9 protein-coding genes are annotated in these 12,917 nt (G+C 67.1%); 5 read left to right on the top strand and 4 right to left on the bottom strand.

Features of this window, described 5'->3' with window-relative positions; all coding sequences use genetic code 11:
- The first annotated feature begins 5 nt into the window (after window positions 1–5).
- The 4 genes from G6N67_RS35465 to G6N67_RS35450 all read left to right on the top strand — a co-directional run bounded on the left by G6N67_RS35465 (window position 6) and on the right by G6N67_RS35450 (window position 7,425).
- Window positions 6–1,169 carry an ABC transporter substrate-binding protein gene (locus tag G6N67_RS35465; protein ID WP_036440481.1) on the top strand — a complete coding sequence of 388 codons (1,164 nt, stop codon included), beginning with the start codon at window positions 6–8 and terminating at the stop codon, window positions 1,167–1,169.
- Window positions 1,170–1,295: 126 nt separating this feature from the next.
- On the top strand, window positions 1,296–5,339 hold the full coding sequence (locus tag G6N67_RS35460; protein ID WP_036439119.1) for a bifunctional nitrate reductase/sulfite reductase flavoprotein subunit alpha: 4,044 nt from the start codon (window positions 1,296–1,298) through the stop codon (window positions 5,337–5,339).
- A gap of 135 nt (window positions 5,340–5,474) precedes the next feature.
- Window positions 5,475–5,753 carry a hypothetical protein gene (locus G6N67_RS35455; RefSeq protein WP_036439121.1) on the top strand — a complete coding sequence of 93 codons (279 nt, stop codon included), beginning with the start codon at window positions 5,475–5,477 and terminating at the stop codon, window positions 5,751–5,753.
- Between the two features lie 151 nt (window positions 5,754–5,904).
- Window positions 5,905–7,425: a M6 family metalloprotease domain-containing protein gene (locus G6N67_RS35450; protein WP_063835179.1), complete on the top strand. Its 1,521-nt coding sequence runs from the start codon at window positions 5,905–5,907 to the stop codon at window positions 7,423–7,425.
- 160 nt (window positions 7,426–7,585) lie between these two features.
- Here G6N67_RS35450 and G6N67_RS35445 read toward each other — a convergent pair whose 3' ends face one another.
- From G6N67_RS35445 to G6N67_RS35430, 4 genes are all read right to left on the bottom strand, one after another.
- Window positions 7,586–8,755, bottom strand: coding sequence for an MFS transporter (locus G6N67_RS35445; RefSeq protein WP_036440487.1), 1,170 nt, complete (start codon window positions 8,753–8,755; stop codon window positions 7,586–7,588).
- A gap of 68 nt (window positions 8,756–8,823) precedes the next feature.
- Window positions 8,824–10,398, bottom strand: coding sequence for an FAD-dependent monooxygenase (locus G6N67_RS35440; RefSeq protein ID WP_036439123.1), 1,575 nt, complete (start codon window positions 10,396–10,398; stop codon window positions 8,824–8,826).
- A gap of 3 nt (window positions 10,399–10,401) precedes the next feature.
- Window positions 10,402–11,295, bottom strand: a complete 894-nt coding sequence (locus tag G6N67_RS35435; RefSeq protein WP_036439125.1) for an alpha/beta fold hydrolase — start codon at window positions 11,293–11,295, stop codon at window positions 10,402–10,404.
- Window positions 11,292–12,134, bottom strand: a complete 843-nt coding sequence (locus tag G6N67_RS35430; RefSeq protein ID WP_036439127.1) for an alpha/beta fold hydrolase — start codon at window positions 12,132–12,134, stop codon at window positions 11,292–11,294. Before G6N67_RS35430 ends, G6N67_RS35435 begins: the two co-directional genes overlap by 4 nt.
- Before the next feature lie 58 nt (window positions 12,135–12,192).
- Here G6N67_RS35430 and G6N67_RS35425 point away from each other — a divergent pair, with 58 nt between their 5' ends.
- Window positions 12,193–12,894, top strand: a complete 702-nt coding sequence (locus tag G6N67_RS35425; RefSeq protein ID WP_230023870.1) for a TetR/AcrR family transcriptional regulator — start codon at window positions 12,193–12,195, stop codon at window positions 12,892–12,894.
- Window positions 12,895–12,917: the final 23 nt, after the last annotated feature.

Here is a 12,917-nt window from a genome sequence, read left to right as displayed (position 1 = left end):
GCCGGATGACAAGGGGGCTGGCCGGTTTGGGCGTGGTCGCACTGATCAGCGCGTGCGCTCCACCCGGGGTGGACCCGAGCCGAGCCGCGCCGCAGGTGTTGGCAGCTCCAGCGGTGACCCAGACCGACGAGACGCCGGAGGGGTTCGACCTTGCGGCACTCGTCGACGCGGCCCGCAAGGAGTCGGGGATCACGGTCTACGACCAGTCGGGGACGGTGGTCAAGCTCGCCGAGAATTTCGCCAAGAAGTACGGGGTCCGCGCGCGGGGTGTCAAGGTCGAACTGGGCGCCATCCAGAAGGTGGTGCGCGAGTACGAGTCGGACAATGTCGTGGCCGATGTCGTCGTCAACGAGGATCTCGCGAGCTATGCGATCGAATTGCTCGATCAGGGGGTTCTGGTCAATTGGATCCCGGGCGACGTGCGTGATTCCATCGCCGACAATGCGCGGTACCCACTGCTGGTCCATCAGGGCACGTTCGGTTGGGTCTACAACAACGCCGTCTACGACCGGTGTCCGGTGTCCAACATCTGGCAGCTGACCGAACCCGAGTGGGCCGGCCGGGTCGCCATGGCCGACCCCCTGAGCAATTCCAAGTACATGACCTGGTTCAACGAGCTGAGCCTGCGTGACGACCAGGCGTTGCGTGAGCTGTATCACCAGCGGTACGGCGAAGACCTGCACACCGACGAGCCGACCGCGGCCCACGAGTGGGTCAAGCGGTTCGCCCACAATCAGCCCCAGCTGACCAAGACCGACGAAGAGGTGTCCGAGGCGGTGGGAGCGCCCGGGCAGAGCGCTCCCAGCATCGGGCCCGTCTCGATGGCCAAGTTCCGCAACGTCAAGGGCAAGGGATATGCGCTGGCGATCTGTGACGGGCTACGCCCGTGGGCTTTGAAGGCGTTCCCGTCGGCCGTGGCGATCGCCGCGAGGTCGCACAGCCCGAACACCGCCAAGCTCTATGTGCACTATCTGTTGACTGAAGAGGGTTTTGCGCCGCTGGCCGCAGACGGCAAGGTGTCGACCAACAGCATGGTGCCGCTGCCCGACGATCCGTCGAACGTGAGGAGTTTCATCGACCAGACCGAGCCGGTCGACAACAGGTACTTGATCAGCGACTACGAGACCCGCTCGACCTGGGAGGACTTCTGGCGCGTCAGCCGGAGGTGATCTCCCGGCGGGGCTGACCTGCGCAAACCCTCCTCACCGCGGCGTAGGGTGCGCGGTGAGCATCAATTTTCCTCGCGCTAACGCCGCTGGAAATAGTCCGGAACACCGTCCGCCCACGATGGGCGCATGGCGGACGGTGCAACCCCCGGTGCAACCCATCGCACCGCGTGCTCGTACTGCGGTGTCGGTTGCGGCATCGAGGTGGGCACGCGCGTCGAGGACGGCCGCACGGTGATCGCCCGTGTCTCCGGCGACAAGCTGCACCCCACCAATTCCGGCCGGTTGTGCACCAAGGGCGCCACGCACGCCGAACTCATGGCCGCCGCGGACGACCGGCTGCAGTCCGCATTGGTGCGCCCCACGCGCGATGACGAGCTCACCCCCACACCCGTCGACGACGCGGTCGCCGAGGCCGGGCGTCGGTTGCGCGCCATCATCGACGAACACGGGCCCGACTCGGTCGCGCTGTACGTCTCGGGCCAGATGACGCTCGAGGCACAGTATCTCGCGACCAAGCTCGCCAAGGGTTTCCTGCGCACCGTGCACATCGAATCCAACTCGCGGCTGTGCATGGCCAGCGCGGGAACCGGGTTCAAGCAGTCGCTGGGCTCCGACGGACCGCCCGGCTCGTACGACGATTTCGACTGCGCCGACCTGTTTTTCGTCATCGGGTCGAACATGGCCGACTGCCACCCGATCCTGTTCCTGCGGATGGCCGACCGGCTCAAGGCCGGGGCCAAGCTGATCGTCGTCGACCCACGGCGCACCGCGACCGCCGAGAAGGCCGACCTGTTCCTGCAGATCAAGCCGGGCACCGATCTGGCGCTGCTCAACGGTCTGCTGCATCTTCTCGTGGCGGACGGCGCCATCGACCACGAGTTCATCGCCGCGCACACCGAGGGCTGGGACGCGATGGGCGCATTCCTGGCCGACTATCCGCCCGCACGGGTCGCCGAGATCACCGGTATCCCCGAAGCCGACATCCGTACCGCCGCAGCGATGATCGCCGCAGCGGGGGACTGGATGAGCTGCTGGACCATGGGCCTCAACCAGAGTACGCACGGCACCTGGAACACCAACGCGATCTGCAATCTGCATCTGGCGACGGGCGCCATCTGCCGGCCCGGCAGCGGCCCGATGTCGCTGACCGGGCAGCCCAACGCCATGGGCGGGCGCGAAATGGGTTACATGGGGCCCGGATTGCCGGGTCAGCGTGCGGTGGTCTCGGCCGACGACCGGGCCTTCGTGGAGGCCCGGTGGGGACTCGCACCGGGCACCATCCGATCCGACGTCGGGCCGGGCACCGTCGCGATGTTCGAGCAGATGGACGCCGGAGCCATCAAGGCGTGCTGGATCATCTGCACCAATCCGGTTGCCAGCGTGGCCAACCGCAAGACCGTCATCAACGGCCTTGAGGCCGCCGAGCTCGTCATCACGCAGGACGCGTACCGCACCACGGCCACCAACCACTACGCCGACATCGTGCTGCCTGCCACGCTGTGGGCCGAGTCGGAGGGCGTGATGGTCAATTCCGAACGCACGCTGACGTTGCTGTCGCCCTCGGTGCCTCCCACGGGGCAGGCCCGCCCGGACTGGCAGCTGATCTGCCAGGTCGCCGCGCACCTGGGGTTCGGGGAGCATTTCACGTACTCGTCGGCCGAGGAGGTCTTCGAGGAGATCCGCGGCTTCGCCAATCCGCGCACCGGATACGACCTGCGCGGCGCGAGCTACGCGCGGCTGCGGCAGAACCCGCTGCAGTGGCCGTGCCCGCCGGCCGGCGCGCCCGGTGCCCACGACGACCGGCACCCCATCCGCTACCTCAACGACGGCGTGAGCCAGGAACTGCTCGTCGACGACGACGGGCACCGGCCCCGGCTGGCGTTCGCCACGCCGTCGCGGCGCGCGGTCTTTCACGCACGACCCCACCTGGACGCCGCCGAGCTGCCCGATGACGACTATCCGTTCGTGCTCAACACCGGACGGCTGCAACACCAGTGGCACACCATGACCAAGACCGGCAAGGTCGACAAGCTCAACAGACTCAACCCGGCACCGTTCATCGAGATCCACCCGGCCGACGCGCTCGCACTCGACATCACGCCGGGCCAACCGGTCGAGCTGACCTCGCGACGCGGTCGGGCCGTGCTGCCCGCCACGGTGACCGACCGGGTCTTACCGGGCAGCTGCTTCGCCCCTTTCCACTGGAACGACGAGCACGGGGAGTACCTGACCATCAACGCCGTGACCAACGACGCCGTCGACCCTGACTCGCTGCAGCCCGAGTTCAAGGCCTGCGCGGTGAGCCTGCGGCCGGCCCGATCGGTCGACGACCCCCAGCAGGCCCACCCGATCGCGGTGGAGCTCGGGGTGGGCCCCACGACGCGGCCGGGCCTGTCCGAGGACGAGAAGGTCTATCTGGCGGGTTTTTTCACCGGTCTGCCCGATGCTCCTGCCGGGGTGCCGGTACTGCCGCGCTCCGCACCCGTGAGTGCGGCGGTGCGGCTGTGGGTCGACGGCATGCTCGCGGGCCGGTACTCGCGGGCGGGTGACACCCTCGCCGCCGAATCGACGAAACCGGCGGGGCGCCTCGTGCTGTGGGCGTCGCAGACCGGAACCGCCGAGGAGTACGCGGCCCAACTGGCCGCGCGGCTCGGCGCCGCGCTGGCCAACATGAACGACGTGGCCCTGGCCGAGCTGTCGGCCGCGCGCGACGTGCTGGTGGTCACCAGCACATTCGGCGACGGCGGCCCGCCCGACAACGGCGCCGATTTCTGGAGCCGGCTGGACGGCCCGGACGCGCCGCAGCTGCACGGCATGCGATACGCGGTGCTCGGCATCGGTGACCGCGCGTACGACAACTTCTGCGGGCACGCCAAGGCCCTCGACCGCAGATTCGCCGACCTGGGCGCCACCAAGCTGCTGGAACGCACCGACTGCGAGGCCTACGACGACGAGCCGCTGCGGCAGTGGGCCGACACCGTCGCGGGGCTGCTCACCGGCGAGTCGCCCGCACCGGCCCGCTCCGGCGGTGCTCGTACCGCGATCCGCACCGAGCCCGACGAATTCACCAGGGCCAAGCCGATTCTGGCCCGGTTGGCCCGCAACGAGATCCTCACCGCACCGGCCGCGGCCAAGGAGGTGCGCCAGTTCGGGTTCGACATCTCCGACTACGACGTCGAGTACGCGGCGGGCGACTCGCTCGGCGTCTACTCGAGCAACGACCCGGCCGTGGTGGATGCCTGGCTCGCCGCGACCGCGCTGAGCCCCGACGCGGTCGTCGAGGTCGACGGCACCGAACAATCCCTGCGCGATGCCCTCATTTCGTCGTACGACATCTGCCGCGTGACACCGAACCTGCTGCGCTTCGTCGCGGAATCGGTATCCGACCGAACGGCCGCAAGGATGCTCGGAAGCGCGGGGCACCGGCGGGACAACTGGTTGCGCAACCGCAACGGGCTGGACCTCGTCACCGAATTCGCGGTGCGCGCTGAACCCGAACGGTGGCAGGAAGTCCTGGTGCGGTTGACGCCACGGAACTACTCGATCTCGTCGAGCCCGCTGGTCAGCCCGCACGAGGTGCAGCTGACCGTGTCGGTCGTCAGGTACCGCGGCGCCAACGGCGCCGCCAGGGGCGGTGTGTGCTCGACGTTCCTCGCCGACCGCGCGCAGGCGGCACCGGTGTTCCTGCAACGCTCACCGCATTTCCGGCCGCCTCAGGAGGCCTCGACCCCGATGATCATGGTGGGTCCGGGCACCGGTGTCGCGCCGTTCCGCGGGTTCCTGCAGGAGCGTCGCGCGCTCGGGCACAGCGGGCGCAACTGGTTGTTCTTCGGGGACCGGCATCGCGACGAGAACTTCTACTACCGTGAGGATCTCGAAGACATGGTGCGTGACGGATTCCTGAACCGGCTCGATCTGGCGTTCTCCCGGGATCAGGCGAAACGCGTGTATGTCCAGCACAAGTTGCTCGACTACGGCGCGGACGTGTGGCGCTGGCTCGAGGATGGCGCGCACTTCTACGTGTGCGGCGACGCGGCCCGGATGGCCAAGGATGTCGACGCCGCGTTGACCGCCGTCATCCGCACCCACGGCGGCATGTCGGAGGAAGCCGCACACGACTACAAGCGTGAGCTGGTCGCCGAGAAGCGCTACGTGCGCGACGTGTACTGAGCACGCCGCGTGGGGTGGTGCGGGCCGAACACAGGTAGTCCACCACTCGTGCGTCCCGGCATGCCCGACCGTAGGTTTCGCAGTATCGGCACCACATTCGGTGCCACCCCGACCTCACGGTGAGGAGTAACGGACATGAGCACATCGGTTACCGGGGAGTTGCACACCGCCACACCCGCGGCCGCGGGCCGGTCGGGCACGCCGCACCGGACCATCGGCGATCGCAGGCTTGAGCTCACCGCGTGGCTCGCGCACCATCCGGTGCCGCACCCGCACCTGCCGCACCTTCCGCACCTGCACCTGCCGCACCTGCATGTGCCACATCCGCACCTGCCGGCGCCGCACCCGCACTACGACAACAACAGCGACTACCTGGAGTCGTCGCGGATGGCCCGCGAAATGGGGCGGTTGTGAACGGCTGGCCGGCGGTGCTGTCACTGTCCTTGGCGGTCGTGACCGGGCTCGGGGTGTACGACCTGCAGCGCTGGCTCGAACGCTGGGATCACGACCGGCACCGGTCGGACTAGGACACCATCCGCACCCTTCTCCCGAAAGCAGCGACGCCATGCGAATCACCGTCAAACCGTTCCGTCCGCACAGCTGCGCAGCGGAGTTGTGCCCGGTGCCCCCGTCGCCCCAGGCGCTCGCGCATCTGTACGCCAGGTTCCTGGAACTCAAAGCGGCCAAACGGCTTCCGGACACCCTGACGTTCGAGCAGTACTTCTCGGTGTGGCGGTCCACCCGGCGCGGGGAAAGCCAGCTCGGGCTCGACGACGGTGCTGTGCGGCCAGGGCCCGCGACCGAGAAGGAGCTCATCGACCGGCCCACCCGGACCCTGCGGGGGATCGTGCGGACCGTCGTGCTGCTGGTCGATTTTCCCGACCATGAACACAACCCGGATCACAACACCGGCTACTTCCAGCAGATGCTGTTCAGCGACAACACCTTTCCGACGGGCAGCATGCGGGACTACTACCGCCGCGTGAGCGCGTACGATGCCGACGCGGAAAACGGCATCGACGTGCAGGGCGAGGTGTACGGATGGTTCCGGTTGCCGCAGCCCATGAGTTTCTACGTCGACGGCAACTCCGGGATGAACGACAACTTCCCGCGCAATTCGCAAGGTATGGCCCGCGATGCGGTGCTGGCCGCGCTCGCCGAGGGCGTGGATCTCACACCGTATGACGCGCTCGGCGAGAACCTGGTGACGGCCCTCATCATCATCCATGCCGGGCACGGCGCCGAACAGACCACCAAGCGCACCGACCTGTGGAGCCTCAAGTGGGTCATTCCCGGCGAGCTGCCGGTGGCCGAGAACCTCTCGGTGCAAACGTTTCTCACGGTGCCCGAAGACTGCACCATGGGCGTGTGCGCGCACGAGTGGGGCCACCTGGCCGCGCGCTGGGCCGACTACTACGACACCGGGCAGGTCGCCCGGTCGAGGTCCAACGGCCTCGGCGGCTATTGCCTGATGGCCGCGGGCAGTTGGGGCCAGGGCGGCCTGACGCCGACGTTCCCCAACGGGATGGTGCGGCTGTTCCACGGCTGGATCGAACCGGTCGAGATCACCGAGTCCGTCGGCAACGTGGTCCTCAGCCCGGCCGCGGAGGGCGGCACCGTCGCCTTCATCCGCAACCCGGCAACGATGACCGAAAGCCAGTACATCATCGTCGAATACCGGCGGCGCAGGGGACAGGACGCGTTCCTGCCCGACGAGGGCATCGCGGTGTACGTCGTCGACGAGAGCATCGACAACGTCAACGACGAGCACGGGCTGGCCATCGAACTGATGCAGGCCGACGGCAGGCGGGATCTGGCCAAGGTGTTCTCGCGGGGCAACGGCGGCGACGCCGACGACCTCTATCCGTTCGGGCGCAAACGCCGCATCGGCAAGACCACCCAACCGGCGCTCAATCTGCCCGACGGGACGTGGTCCGGGGTGACCATCGTCGTGTCGGGCACACCGGGGGACACCCAGATGAAGATCAAGGTCACCATCGAGGGGCAACCGCGGACCCACGTGGTCGGTCAGATGGCAGGCGGGCCGAGCCTCGCGCCGCAGCCGAGTCTCGTGCGAGCCTCGTAAGAGTGTCCGCCGGGGGTTGTCCGTCTACGACACGGATCGCGTTCCTGCCATTGAGGAGGTGAACGCATCGCACCCCGGCGCCGGATGCCTGTGACAGGGCGACCTTGGACGTCGACGGAACTCACTGTGGCCTCCGCCGTCCTCGGCGAAGGGTGCGGCGTTAAGCGTGAATTCGTGCGCGGCCTGGCTGCTGGCGGCGCGGCTGCCGGGTTAGTAGCGCTATGAGGCAGCCGGCGGCGAGTATGCCGACGGTGGCGGCGAAGCCGATGCCGGCGCTGCGTAGTCCCCAGTGGTCGGCGAACAGGCCTTCGCCGATGACGGGTAGGGAGATGGCGATATAGGCCACCACGAACAGTGCTGAGCTGACTTCGGCTCTCCGATCGGCTGGCGTGGCTTCGGTGACGGCAGCCAGACCGCGGCTGAAGCTGATGCCTTGTCCCGCACCGGAAATGATGGCTGCGACGACGAGTCCGGCGAGTGAAGTGGTAACCAGTGCCGCCGTCAAGGCGATCATGCCAATCACCAGAGTTGCGCAGCCCAATGCCATCGCGCGTTGGGGCCGTATCCGGTTAGCCGCTACCTGGGCCACTGCTGAGGCCAGGAAGGCGCAGCTGGCGACCACCCCGGCTGCGGCGTGGTTGTCGATGCCGATCATGGTGGAAAGGAATGACGGTGCCAGCGCGGCGAACAGCCCCATGCACGCAAATCCCGCGAACGTCCCGATCGCCGCGAGGGCGAACGTGGCACGCACTTGGACAGGAAGTCGCAGCAGCTGCATCCCGAGATGTCCTGTTTTGGATGATGTTTCGGGCACGCCGATGATGGCAAGGCCGGCCGCCACCGCTAACAGGATGTGCATCACGAAGGCCAGGCGCAGCGGTGCGGGGCAGTACTGCACGAGAACACCTGCCAGCAGGGGCCCGGCGCCCAGCCCACCCATGTTGGCGATGGTCGCGGTCGCGGCGGCCCGAGTGCGCCATTTCGGCGGTGCGGCTTCGATGATCGCTGCGGTGGCAGTGCCGGTGAAGACACCTGCCGACAGCCCGGACAGCACGCGTGCCGCCACCAGAGCCAGGACGGTGTCGGCGAGCAGGAACATCGCGCCACTGGCCACTGCGGCGACGACGCCGCCCAGCAGAACCAGGCGTCGACCGATCGCGTCGGACCAGCGTCCGAAAATCACCAGCGCCGCCAATACCCCACCGGCATAAGCCGCGTAGATCATCGTGGTGGTGAGGACGGTGAAACCCATCGTCGTGGCGTAGAGCGCATACATCGGGGTGGGCAGCGTGGTGCCGGCCATGATGACAGCGAACGCGTACGCCAGCATCACCGTGGCCACGCCGCCACTGCGCCTCGGGTTTTGACCCTGCGACGTAAGCGCCTCGGCGCCTGCAATCATGACCGCTTCGATGGCGCTGATGTCACGATGTGCGGCGTCATGGATTGCGCAGCGGCGCTGGTTGTTTCGGCGATGTTGTGGATGGCGATGTGGCCGATGTAGCCGTCCGGCCGAATCAGCAACAACGTGTCTCGGGACAACCCGTAGATCTCGGCGAATTGTCCGGTCGGGTCGGTGAGGACACGACCGGGTATGTCGCCCTTGCTATCGGTGTCGATGATAATGCGGTTGAGTTGCGCGCCGTCGGCGGGCCAGTCGAGTTTCGCCAACGCGTCGGCGGCATACGCGCCGTAGGCAATGGCTGTGAAGTGAGGACCGCGATACGCATCGAACAGTCGCACGCGACCTCCGTCAGCGTCGACGACATCAGCATTCGGCGCACGATCACCGCCGCGTAGCGCCGCGGTGCGGTCGGCAGCCAGGGGCGCCAGTGGGCCGCCGTGATAGGTCAGGCCTAGTTGCTTCTCGTCCTTACCGCGTCGGATGCTCGACGGGTCGAACTTTCCGATCCCTTCGTACTTCTTGGTCGATAGCCCGAGCACGCCTGCGGCGATCGGTTGCCGTTCCTGTTCATAGGTGTCGAGGAGTCGATCGTCGGCTCCTGCCAGGACTTGGCCGAGTTTCCAGCCCAGGTTGTAGGCGTCACCGATGCCGGTGTTGAGGCCCTGGGCGCCTGCGGGTGTGTGGACGTGGGCGGCGTCCCCGGCCAGCAGGACGCGGCCGCGGCGGTAGTTCTGGGCCAGTCGGATGTTCGGGCGAAAAACGGACTGCCACCGAATGTCATGCAGTGTGAGCCGTTTGTCGTGGGTGTGGGCTTGGATGCGGGCGTTGATCTGCGCGAGGTCTTGCGGCGGTTGTTCGTCGGGTGAAAGGCGGATCATCCACTGGAATGTGTCGCTGTATGGCAGCGGGCAAGCGCCGACGAAGCGTCCTTTTAGCCCGGGCCACACGTGCCAGTACTTGCGGGACAATCCACCCGAGACGGCGGCGTCGACGATGAGGATGCGGTCCGCTTCGTCGGTTGAGCCGCTGAACTCGACGCCGAGGATCTTGCGGACTCGGCTGGCGCCGCCGTCGGCGCCGACAAGGTAGCGCGCGCTGATGTCCTCGGCGCCGTCGGAGGTTGCGACGTGCGCGGTGACATGAGTGTCGTGGTCGGTGAGCTCCATCAGCTCGGTGCCGAATTCGACATGGCCGCCTACGGATTCGAACCGGGCGTGCAGCGCACGGTCGGTGCGGTGCTGCGGGATGAGCCAGGTATCGGGGTATGGGACATCGGGGCCGCGCTTTCCCTTGGCCATCATCCGGAATGGGATGGTGATCGGGCCGAGATGGATGCCCATCGGGGGGTACAGGGTGCCCTGGTCGAGGATGTCGGGCAGGGCGCCGAGGTCGTCGAGAACCTCGAGGGTGCGGGGCTGGATGCCTTTGGCGCGGGAACCGTCGAAGGCATGTGGCGCTTTGTCGATGAGGCGTACCGTCACGCCGCGGCGCGCGAGGTCGATCGCGAGCGCGGTGCCGGCGGGCCCCGCGCCGACGATCAAGACGTCGGTGATGCTCGTTGTTGTCATGGGTCAAGCCGATCTGTGGAAGGTGTCATAGAAAGTCGCCAGTTGGTCGGCGACGACGAGGGGACGCTCGAACGGCGCCATGTGGCCGCAGTCGTCGATGACGTGGTATTGGCTGGGCTGGAGCAGTTCGCGGACCTGGTCCAGGCTGCTGATCGGGGTGACGTGGTCCTCACGGCCCCAGATCAGTTGTGTGGGCAGGTGAAGTGTGCCGGTGTGCCGGTAGAGCTCGGCGCGATCGAACAACGGAAAGTGTTGCAGTGTCTGGAAGAAGGCGTAGATCGAACCTTCGTAACGTGAGGCGTCACCGATCATGTCCGCGAGTGCGGCGGCACGGTTGGCGTCTGCCACATTGTGTCCCAGATGCTGTTCGAGGATGCGGCGGCCAAAGTATTTGGCGATCAGGCTGGCCGTGGTGTCGTTGCCCAGCACCAGTTTCTGGGTCACCGGCTGGCGGCTGAGCCCGGCTGGGCCCACCAGGGTCAGGGTGGCGGTGCTGGCGACGTGTTGGCTGACGTATGCCATGGCGATCAGCGCGCCCATCGACGTGCCTACGACGTGGCATGGCGCAGGCACCTGGAGGTGCTCGACGAGCTCGCGCAGTTGGCGGACAAATAGCGCCTCGTCGTAGCGGGCGACTACACGGTCGGAATAGCCGCGCCCGTAGCCGCTGTAGGCCAGGGTCCGGAGCCCGCGAGCGTGCAACTCGACGGCCAGCTCGTCCCAGTAGAACAACGGGATGGTCAGCCCGCCGGCCAGGACGACGACGTCGCCACCGTCAGGCCCGGCCAGTTCGTAATGCGTTACGCCATCGGACAGACGAATGTAGTCACCGCGCAAGGTGCGCCGCGTGGCTTCATCGAGTCGGCGGTCTTCTCCGGCTGAGACGAAGTACTTCATTTGGCGTTCCTCAGCTGGAGGGATTGCAGAAAATCGTTGATTGCGTCGGCCACCCATGCGGGGTCTTCCTCAGGGAGCAGATGCCCGCCATCGGGATGGACTTTCTCGGTGCTGCCGGCGATGTCGCGGATGAAGTGCTGGCCGTCCATGTCTGCGCTGCGCAGCACCAGGGTGGGCACGGTGATGCCGGGAATCTCGGCGCTGCGGTCAGGTTGGTCGGTGGTGAGGAAGTCGACGAACGCCGAGCGGTTGCCTGGCCGGTTCCACAGCCGGTGCGCGCGCTCCACCATAGCGGCGTCGACGATGTCGGAGTTCGGGCCGACGGCTTGGCGCAGGCTGCGCTCGACGGCGCGGCGCGGCATGAACCGTCGCAACAACTGACCGGCAATGGAGTTGCGCGCCAGTGCCATCGCGGCGGGCAGTTCCTTGTCCGGGTATCCGGTCGCGTTGATCAACACCAGCCCGGTGAGCTGCAGGTGCTCGGGGTGATCGAGGGCGAGGTTCCAGACGATGTTGCCGCCCAACGAGTTACCAGCCACCGCGCATTGCTCGACGCCGATGACGTCCAAGAAGCGAGCGAGCGCTGCGGCGTAGGTGGCGACCCTGTAATCGCGGTCGGGGCGCGGCCCCGTCACGCCGAAACCTGGCAGGTCCAGGCGAATCACGTCGAAGGAACCCCACAGTCTTTGCGCGACGGCCTCCACCCCGTGCAGCGAGGATGCGCTGCCGTGCAGCAGCACCACCGTGGGGCCCGTTCCGGAGCGCTTGTAGTGGATGCGCATTCCGTCGACCGCGGCGAACCGCGAGTCCGACTGCACATCGATGTCTCGAAGATTCATAATGGATACAGTGTTGCCGTTATTGCGGCGGTTGTCAAGAGTGGTCATACTGAGCCGCGTGAGTACGTCACCTTCAAGGTCCGAGCTGGCGGAGCAGAGCCCGCGGCGATCCCGGGGTCGTCCGCGGCTGCCGCTGGACCGGATCATCGCGACCGCCACAGCGCTCCTCGACGAAGAAGGCGCCGACGCGCTGTCGATGCGCAACCTGGCCCAGCGGCTGGACTCGGGTACCGCGACGTTGTACCGGCACTTCACCGGACGGGCGGACCTGGTCGCCCAGGTGATTGACAGCGTGTTGGCCGAGGCGCACGTCGACGACGCGACACTGGACGCCATGACATGGCAACAAGCCTGTGAAGCATTGGCGCACAGCCTGTTTGATGTGTTCCGACGCCACCCTCACGTCGCGCCGCTGCTGGTCGAGAAGATCCCGACCGGACCCAATGCGATGGCCCAGCGCGAGCAGACGATCGCACTGCTGCTCAAATCGGGCTTTGCGGCACCGTTGGCCGCGCAGGCATGTGCCACGCTGGCGCGCTACGTGTTGGGATTCGCGACACAGCTGTCCCCGCCTGGCGTCAACGCTGCGGACCGGGACAAGGTCTGGCAGACCCTCGACCCGCAGGCATTTCCCGCCACCGTCAGCGTGGCCGATCACCTACCCGTTCCGCTCGAGCGAGAGTTCGCCTTCGGTCTCGAACTCCTCATCAACGGCTTGAGTCAACTCGCGCCGACGCCCCCCGCACGCAAGAGGCGTTGACACCGGCTCTATTATCGGACACA

This window comes from Mycolicibacterium mageritense (assembly GCF_010727475.1).
Taxonomy (GTDB): domain Bacteria; phylum Actinomycetota; class Actinomycetes; order Mycobacteriales; family Mycobacteriaceae; genus Mycobacterium; species Mycobacterium mageritense.
The sequence above is the reverse complement of the archived record's forward strand: the minus strand, read 5'-3'. Positions and strand labels throughout refer to the sequence as shown.

Excerpts from the sequence above, each read along its gene's own strand:
- G6N67_RS35435 (WP_036439125.1), bottom strand. The coding sequence starts at position 11,295 with ATGAAGTACTTCGTCTCAGCCGGAGAAGACCGCCGACTCGATGAAGCC.
- G6N67_RS35440 (WP_036439123.1), bottom strand. The coding sequence starts at position 10,398 with ATGACAACAACGAGCATCACCGACGTCTTGATCGTCGGCGCGGGGCCC.
- G6N67_RS35450 (WP_063835179.1), top strand. The coding sequence starts at position 5,905 with ATGCGAATCACCGTCAAACCGTTCCGTCCGCACAGCTGCGCAGCGGAG.
- G6N67_RS35430 (WP_036439127.1), bottom strand. The coding sequence starts at position 12,134 with ATGAATCTTCGAGACATCGATGTGCAGTCGGACTCGCGGTTCGCCGCG.
- G6N67_RS35455 (WP_036439121.1), top strand. The coding sequence starts at position 5,475 with ATGAGCACATCGGTTACCGGGGAGTTGCACACCGCCACACCCGCGGCC.
- G6N67_RS35460 (WP_036439119.1), top strand. The coding sequence starts at position 1,296 with ATGGCGGACGGTGCAACCCCCGGTGCAACCCATCGCACCGCGTGCTCG.
- G6N67_RS35465 (WP_036440481.1), top strand. The coding sequence starts at position 6 with ATGACAAGGGGGCTGGCCGGTTTGGGCGTGGTCGCACTGATCAGCGCG.
- G6N67_RS35445 (WP_036440487.1), bottom strand. The coding sequence starts at position 8,755 with ATGCTGGCGTACGCGTTCGCTGTCATCATGGCCGGCACCACGCTGCCC.